The following is a 6,613-nucleotide window of genomic DNA, read 5'->3' as shown; positions in this document are numbered from 1 at the left end:
ATGGATAATGGAAGGTGTTGGCTTTGCTATCATTTAAAATCTAAATGATAATGTTATTACCTTATCTAAATTCTATTTTCAAGCACTTTTAAGCGCGATTGCCCTGGCTTGAGGGAGTCTGATATTAGGCGAGGGTTTCTTCTCCCGAAAGATGTAAGCCACCAGCCCGGCTATCAGATTAACAAAGAAGTTAAATGGACTACGATGACGGGAATGCTCGATCCGAGATATTCTTCAATGGGTCATTGACGGTCATCAATAATCGAGCGTTTACGTAACAACAGCTTGTCAAAAAGCGGCAGCAGCTTGTTTTTCATGTTCTTGCGTACCTTGGTAACGAGTTGCGCCTTGCTCCAAGAGTTGCTCAAAGAGCGGCTGCGAGAGTTAGCCCCGATCACCAAAGCGTTTCCCAAACAAGGAGCGCGCCAACTCGGGTACCGGGTCACGGTCATCAATATTGTCTGCCGTGATTTTTTACTGCCAGCAATTCCCCTTGGTCATTGATGACCAGGTGCAGCTTGAACCCATAAAACCAACCCACGCTGATCTTCCCCCTGGCAGCAAACTCTGCCATTACTTTATACGACCCAATGCGGTGATTGTGGCACACACTGATTTTGGTCGAATCAATGAAGCTGATTCCAATGCAGCGTCCAAAGCGATTGGCCAGAAAGCAACACAAGGGCACCAGACTACCTTGTAGGAACTCAACAAAGCGGTTGTAGCCCACTAATCCTGGGAAATAGAGCCACTGATACTTCAACACGTGGTCCAGATAATAGGACCTAAATGTCCGGTAATTCGACAGATTAAAACCTGACCATGATGGTCATGACTTCGCTTAGACACAGCGCTCCTCGCCGCCGACGCCGCTTCAGCGACGATTTTAAAATAAGCGCTGCTTCCACCGCGGCTCAAACTCTTTACAAAAGTCGTCGATCGCACAAAAAGTCGCTATAGCATTCATCGAGAACTCACACCTCTCGCGATGAAACCCTTTTCCAAGATAGCTTCATCATAAGAAATTCATATTCCTTTTTCTGCTTTTCTTATTCCGAATTCACGTTAATTAACCTTTTGTTTTATCGATACTATTTTCGTATATAAGAGTGATGTGGAGTGGAAATTGAATAATTTATTTGAATTTTTGAATAAAATTTTGTCGAAAAATTTTACAGGATGATAAAAAATAATAAAAACTATATAGCGTGTAAAACTTCATGAAATAGATTTTTCATGTAAGCAAAGTTGTGAGTGCGAGAGGAATGCTTATGAAAAAGAACTATGGAGAAGGAATTAATCTGCTTATCTCAGTGACAATGTGGCTGGCAATAATTATGGCGCCACCTGCCTTTGCCGATAATGCTGTCAATCTGAGAGTATTAGTCATTTCTACAGGAGAGGAAACCCAGGATCTGAAGCTCAGCTACATCAAACCTGTTCTGGATGAAATAGGCGTGCCCTACGACGTATTAAAACTAACACACAGGATTTAACTGCAGATATGCTCGCCTCTTTGAATGGCGTAGCCTGCAACTCCCTGGATGCGGATTGTGTAGGTAGCTACAACGGTATTATTCTGACCATTTCCGATTTGACTCCAAACTTTACTCCGGCAGAGTGGGATATTTTGCACAATTACGAAAAGGACTTTAAGGTTCGTGAAGCAGTCTTATCGGGCTGGCCGGCCACCTATTCTGACCCTAATGCGCCATTCGGGATCTTCCTGGATTATGGTCTGGTTTTTTCATCTAGTGGAGCGAGCTATAATACGCAGTGGTCAGTACCTGCTGCCTATCAAAAAGAGGTACTTGAATCTGTAAACCTGGCGAATCCGCTGCCGATTACCGACTTTGCGTTTGCAGCCAATCCCCGCAATGATGCCGTGGGTCCACGCGATGGCACTGTACCGAGCGTTATTCCACTGCTGAAAACCACCAATGGAGAAGCGCTGGTATCGATTGTGCAATACAAGCTTCCCGATCAGACAACGCCAGTGCGTGAAGTATTGATCTCAACGATTACTAATACTTCGTTTCTCATTCATTCAAAAGTATTGGCCTACGAGTTTGTAAACTGGGCGACTCAAGGGGTGTTCGTCGGGGCGCGACGCGTTTATATGGCTGCCCATTTGGACGATTTATTCTTACCGAATTGGCTATGGGATCCTAGCCTTAAGGCGGTTAATCTGTTACAAACCTATCGCTTGAACAGCGGCGATATCAGCAATCTCGTGGAAAAGCAAACTACTTTCCGGGCTGCACATCCAACGGCTGGCAGTGCATTCCAACTGGATTTTCCATTCAATGGAGCCGGGGCTGTGGTTGATCCGGCAGCAGCGCCACTGGTTGCAGACCTGTCAGAAGATTTGGTAGCCGCAGTGATCGCCAACAAAAATGCGTTCCGTTACATCAATCACACTTTTACCCATGAAACCATGGATAAACCGCCAGTTCCGGCGAATGCCCCATGTGATTATGAAACCTTCATTAGCGAGACACTTATTGAGGCAGAAATTACTAATAACCGGACGGTGTGGGGGCTTTTGGCTCTTCCTGATCAAGCGAATAACAACAGAGTCCTGCTAACTGGCAATCATTCCGGCCTGAAAGATCTCAAATGCACCGATGACCCTTTGTTGCACCCGGAGATGGCCAATGTTCAGGATGACGATGTGGCATTTGACCAAGGTGGTGCCAACACGTTGCTTCTACGAGCCGCTGCCAATGTAGAAGTGCAATATGTGGCTTCCGACTCATCACAACGAGGGCAGAACGTTGAGCAGTATATTACTCAGTACGATGATGGCAAAGCGACGGATCGTATTATGCTGCCGCGCTGGCCAACCAATGTCTTCTTTAATGTCATTAATCCGGATCAGCTGATTGATGAATACAACTATATGTTTTACGATCGATTTGTCGATGCCGGCCAAGATCCCTGCACAGTACCCGGGGCTATCTGCACTCCTCGGAGTTATGCAGAAATTCTTGCTGCTGAAGCTGATAGCGCGGTACGCCATATGCTGTCCTTTAATAAATGGCTTCACTTTTTCCATCAATCGAATGCAGCCAATTATGCAAACGGCAATACGCTGATATTTGACTGGTTAAACGCTGTCTTCGCGGCATATGAGCGATTATTTAAGTTACCGGTCTTAAATTTGCCGTATTGGCAGATTGGCGATAAGACAAAGGATAGGCTCGACGCTAAGACTGCAAATATTCAAGCAAAGTGGGACCGGACTACGAATCAAGTCACCTTATCGGCTGATAAATCTGTGAATCTAGAGGTCATGGGCATTGACGGTGGAGATTTATATGGCGGTCAGTTTATCCGAGAAGTTAACGTGAGCACGACACCAGCAGTGTTTACGGTAAATCGGGCGCTGACGCAGTAAGTACCCGCTACTTCGGTAATTTTATAGAATAGGATTAAGAATTAACAAAATGATCAAATAGCATACCAGCCATGGCCGAAACCATCAATAGCTTATACAAGGCTGAAATCACCCGGCTCCGCGGCCCGTGGCGCAGCATCGGGAAAGTGGAATTGGCCACATTAGAGTAGGTGGATTAGTTCAATAATCGAAGACTGCTGGAAGCGATTGGCAATATTTCACTCGCAGAATTCGAAATGGATATCATCAATAACAGAAAGAGTCTGCTTATGCAGCTTGACTCAACAAAATAAGTCTCGGAAAAATGCGGGACGGCTCACTTCTGAATTCATTTATTTCACGCCTGTCATCACAACTCGGTCGCCATGTCTTTCAAGTTCAATAAACAATCTATCTTTCGCTTTCTTTTCCAGTATGTAGGTATGCGGGGTATTAACGAAACGGCTGTGATAACTTGTACTATGGCTGGACTCAATTTGAGTTTTCTTTTCGTTTTTACACCAGATAATCAGTGTACCTACTTTATCCAGCTGTACTGTATAGCTGTTCTCGCATTCTCCTTTCTTGGAGGGAGTGTGATGCGCAAGGATGAATTTTGAGCTGTCAGTACGTTCAACGTGCTTGACAGCGGCCTCTATATCGTAGGCAATACGCGTTGCGGCATCTGTAGCATTCAGTTAACAGAAATAGCGAAAGTAACAAAAGTGTTCGTGAGATGGTATGAAACCGATTGCAGATTGACGAAAGATCAGCTTCCGGGTAACAGATGCGCAATCTATTATTCATTTTTTCTGATTGTGCAAACGCAATCTAGCAATTATTTGCGCAAAACCACTGGCAGGTAATGCAAGTACGCCAAACAAAATTAATCCTAAAGGTAATAAACCAAAGCTAGAACTTGATATCATTAACATGCCGGCTTGCGCGAACATTACAGAAAATCCCCATCGCCAAGGTTTTTCAGGAAACAAGTAACCGAGCCATCCTGACAATATAATCGAAAGGGATACGTAACAGCCCAAAAGAAGGGGCATCCCAAGCTTCGATTTTCCCGCTTGAAGCTGCCGTTGCCTGCCATAGGACAGCCCCACCGATAATTGCAGCTATGTAAGCGAAACTTATTGCTTTGTCGTTCATAGTGAGTTATTTCAGAATGAATTGGCTTATTTCAACATTTGACATGAGAGGGGGCAGACAAGTGAGAAAAGATCACTATTGGACGTTGCCTTGATGAAAGGATTAGGTCGCTTCCTCATCGAAGTAATCACCATCGATCTTGGGTATCTTGACTGTGCGAGCGGTGACGCCGAGTTCATAGTCGATCATCAGGCTGGTTAAGCGGGGGCCGTCAATAAAGCACAATGCCTTCAACTGATTTTGCGAAGTCAACTGCTTGTGATGTGTACGTTGATGTTGTGATGAAGACGCCTTTCTTTGCTTTCTGCCCAGCGAGTGCGCCATAGAAGGCCTGCAAATCTGGCCGACCAACATTGTCTTGCCAGCGTTTTGCCTGAACATAAACCTTCTCGAGGCCAAGTCGATCTAGGGAAATGATTCCATCGATTCCGCCGTCTCCAGAGCCGCCGACGCGCTGCAGATCGGCGCGACTAGCGCCGTACCCCATGCGGTGCAGAAGATCAAGGACGATAGTTTCAAAGAAGGATGGCGATGCCGAGGCAAGCAGCTCCAGCAGCTCAGACTCAGCGGCTTGCCGCAGTTCTGCAAGGGCTTGGCCCAAACGATCGTCCGGGCTCGCGACAGCGGTAGAGGACATGCTAACTATTGGTGGTATTAAAATATCTGTAGTTGTAACGCCTGAGACAGGCTTCAACTTTACACCGATAAAGCCCATCGCTAGCTTCTCAGCGAGTTCAACTGAGAACGGAGCTGGATGCTCCTTAGCGAAGGCGATACCTTCTGAAGTGATTTTCCAGAGTCCCCTGCGAGGACTACTGGATAGCCCAGCTCGCTTTAATCGATCGTGAGCCCAGCCTGTGCGGTTCTTGTACATTAGTTGTGCTCCACTCGGCAGGAGCTGCTGTCGGTCTTCCTCGCTTAAACCAAGGGAATTTGCCGTTTCCTCATGCGCCTGCTTCACAGCAATACCCTCAGGGTGGAGCACTAGGTACCTCAGTAGTGGCTCAATGAACTGATCATAGGTTGGAACAGCCATATCAGAAATCAGGCAGGACGTCCAAGATCATCTGTTTTGAATGACCGAGTTTTAAATTTGTTGAGAAAGCCCAAAAATTCATCTTGCGCCGTTTCAATAATTGTTGCTCCATCCTGCCATATAGCATTTTCAGCATCATGACCTCCACCAAAAGGATTACCTTGATTGTATGCGTCCAGCGCTACCACCTGTCATTCTCTCTGTTTTAGTGATTTAATGAACTGTGGTGTCAACGGCAGCAATTCATCGATACGGCTGTTGGGCCAAGTAGGAAGCTTGGTGAGCGTTTCTTCGAGCCATGCGGCAGGATCGAGGCCATTGAGCTGAGCAGTGCCGAACAAGGTTTGAATGGCAGCTGCGCGTTGGCCGGCACGTTCTGAGCCGGTGAATAGCCAGTTCTTTCTGCCCAGCGCAATGGGACGAATAGCATTTTCTACCGGATTGTTATCGATTGGCAGGTGGCCGCTTTGTGCATAGCGAATCAGGCTCGGCCAGCGTTTCAACGTATAGTCTAACGCTTTGGCAGAACCGCCGCCATTTGCAGTTTGCATGCGGGTGTGTATCAGCCAATCATGCAGTGCATTGAGTGCGGGTAGGCTTTTTTCCACGCGCAATTGCTGGCGATCTTCGATTGTTAGATGTTTGCTCTCGGCTTCAATGGCATATAAGGTACCGATACGTTGCAGCGCTTCGAATGCCATTGGGCTGTCATTAGCCTGATATAGATCGAAGAATTTACGCCGAGCATGCACCCAACACCCCAGTTCAGTACAAGGGGATGAGGTTTTGGAGAACAAGGCCTTGTAACCGCCGTAGTCATCGACCAACAAGTGGCCTTGCCAGTTTTGCAGGAAGTTTTGTGCATGGCGCCCACTGCGACCAGCTTGATAGTCGAAGATGATGATGCGCGGCCCAGGTTCGAGATCATTGCTGCGATAGGCCCACAAATAGGCTTTGTGGGTTTGGCCATTGCCGGGAGCAAGCTGGGCTACCGGCGTCTCATCAACATGCAAGGTGCTACCTTGCAGAAGATGCCAAGT

The 6,613-nt window shown here is 46.8% G+C and carries 8 protein-coding genes and 1 pseudogene; 3 read left to right on the top strand and 6 right to left on the bottom strand.

All coding sequences use genetic code 11. The features are described from left to right. Nucleotides 1-78 precede the first annotated feature (78 nt). Nucleotides 79-967, bottom strand: a pseudogene (locus BM122_RS26390) (IS982 family transposase). A 304-nt stretch (nt 968-1,271) separates the two neighbouring features. On the opposite strand from BM122_RS26390, the gene BM122_RS25590 reads away from it, so the two are divergent. Both BM122_RS25590 and BM122_RS19870 read left to right on the top strand, forming a co-directional pair. After that, a complete protein-coding gene (locus BM122_RS25590) occupies nt 1,272-1,496 on the top strand; it encodes a hypothetical protein (protein ID WP_256212243.1) in 225 nt (74 codons plus the stop codon). Between the two features lie 8 nt (nt 1,497-1,504). Further along, nucleotides 1,505-3,400: an Agd3-related carbohydrate deacetylase gene (locus BM122_RS19870; protein WP_256212242.1), complete on the top strand. Its 1,896-nt coding sequence runs from the start codon at nt 1,505-1,507 to the stop codon at nt 3,398-3,400. Nucleotides 3,401-4,182: 782 nt separating this feature from the next. Here BM122_RS19870 and BM122_RS24560 read toward each other — a convergent pair. After that, entirely contained in the window at nt 4,183-4,371 is a 189-nt protein-coding gene (locus BM122_RS24560) for a hypothetical protein (RefSeq protein WP_218152184.1), read from the bottom strand. Continuing rightward, complete coding sequence (locus tag BM122_RS24555) at nt 4,361-4,537, bottom strand: hypothetical protein (RefSeq protein ID WP_218152183.1); 177 nt, start codon at nt 4,535-4,537, stop codon at nt 4,361-4,363. The genes BM122_RS24560 and BM122_RS24555 overlap by 11 nt, the downstream gene beginning before the upstream one ends. A 78-nt stretch (nt 4,538-4,615) precedes the next feature. On the opposite strand from BM122_RS24555, the gene BM122_RS25755 reads away from it, so the two are divergent. Next, entirely contained in the window at nt 4,616-4,738 is a 123-nt protein-coding gene (locus tag BM122_RS25755) for a hypothetical protein (protein ID WP_305728223.1), read from the top strand. A gap of 10 nt (nt 4,739-4,748) precedes the next feature. Here BM122_RS25755 and BM122_RS19855 read toward each other — a convergent pair whose 3' ends face one another. The 3 genes from BM122_RS19855 to tnpC all read right to left on the bottom strand — a co-directional run. Then, on the bottom strand, nt 4,749-5,573 hold the full coding sequence (locus BM122_RS19855; RefSeq protein ID WP_305728222.1) for a restriction endonuclease: 825 nt from the start codon (nt 5,571-5,573) through the stop codon (nt 4,749-4,751). Between the two features lie 8 nt (nt 5,574-5,581). After that, nucleotides 5,582-5,761, bottom strand: coding sequence for a DUF2278 family protein (locus BM122_RS19850; protein WP_074907258.1), 180 nt, complete (start codon nt 5,759-5,761; stop codon nt 5,582-5,584). 3 nt (nt 5,762-5,764) lie between these two features. Then, on the bottom strand, nt 5,765-6,613 hold an 849-nt coding region (gene tnpC / locus BM122_RS19845; RefSeq protein WP_143083565.1), incomplete at its 5' end, for an IS66 family transposase.

This window comes from Nitrosomonas communis, from assembly GCF_900114745.1.
In the GTDB taxonomy this organism is placed as follows: domain Bacteria; phylum Pseudomonadota; class Gammaproteobacteria; order Burkholderiales; family Nitrosomonadaceae; genus Nitrosomonas; species Nitrosomonas communis_A.
This window is presented reverse-complemented; position numbering and strand designations above follow the sequence as displayed.

Excerpts from the sequence above, each read along its gene's own strand:
- BM122_RS25590 (WP_256212243.1), top strand. The coding sequence starts at position 1,272 with ATGAAAAAGAACTATGGAGAAGGAATTAATCTGCTTATCTCAGTGACA.
- BM122_RS19870 (WP_256212242.1), top strand. The coding sequence starts at position 1,505 with ATGCTCGCCTCTTTGAATGGCGTAGCCTGCAACTCCCTGGATGCGGAT.
- BM122_RS24555 (WP_218152183.1), bottom strand. The coding sequence starts at position 4,537 with ATGAACGACAAAGCAATAAGTTTCGCTTACATAGCTGCAATTATCGGT.
- BM122_RS19855 (WP_305728222.1), bottom strand. The coding sequence starts at position 5,573 with ATGGCTGTTCCAACCTATGATCAGTTCATTGAGCCACTACTGAGGTAC.